The following is a 513-nucleotide window of genomic DNA, read 5'->3' on the forward strand; positions in this document are numbered from 1 at the left end:
GCACGGCGCAGGCCCCCTGCCCCGGCCTGCCCCCGACCCGGGCGCCCCGCTGCCCACGCTGTCGCACGCCCTGCGCGACGCGGCCCTGCGCGCAGACTGGAGCGCCTGGGGCAGCGCCTGGACCACGCTCGACGCAGGCCCCGTGGCCGAACTGCTGCGCCAGGCCGCAAGCGGCCAGAGCGTGCGCCTGACACTCTGCGGCGAATGCCATGCCATCGGCTGGCACAGCGCCCCGCGCGGACTGGTGCAGCGGATCCGGAGCTATTTCAAACCCCTGCGCATGACCGACCTGCAAGCGATGCTATGAAAATAATAACGCGCGAGATTCCCCCCCGCGCCGCCTGGGCGCTGGAGCAGGCCGGGGTCCACCCGCTGTTGGCACGCCTGTACGCCGCACGCGGCGTTTGCGCCCGGGACGAGCTCGACGACGGCCTGGCCCGCCTGCTGCCGCCGGACGGCCTGAAGGGCATGGCCCAGGCCGCGCAGTTGCTGGCCGACGCGCTGGCGCAGAAC

At 73.9% G+C, this 513-nt stretch carries 2 pseudogenes; both read left to right on the forward strand.

What is annotated here, in order from left to right:
- Positions 1-307, forward strand: a pseudogene (locus tag VTU_RS34045) (phosphoglycerate mutase); the annotation flags it as partial.
- Positions 304-513 (forward strand): annotated as a pseudogene (locus VTU_RS29315) (single-stranded-DNA-specific exonuclease RecJ); the annotation flags it as partial. The pseudogenes VTU_RS34045 and VTU_RS29315, both read left to right, overlap by 4 nt.

This window comes from Verminephrobacter aporrectodeae subsp. tuberculatae At4, from assembly GCF_000193225.1.
In the GTDB taxonomy this organism is placed as follows: domain Bacteria; phylum Pseudomonadota; class Gammaproteobacteria; order Burkholderiales; family Burkholderiaceae_C; genus Acidovorax; species Acidovorax aporrectodeae.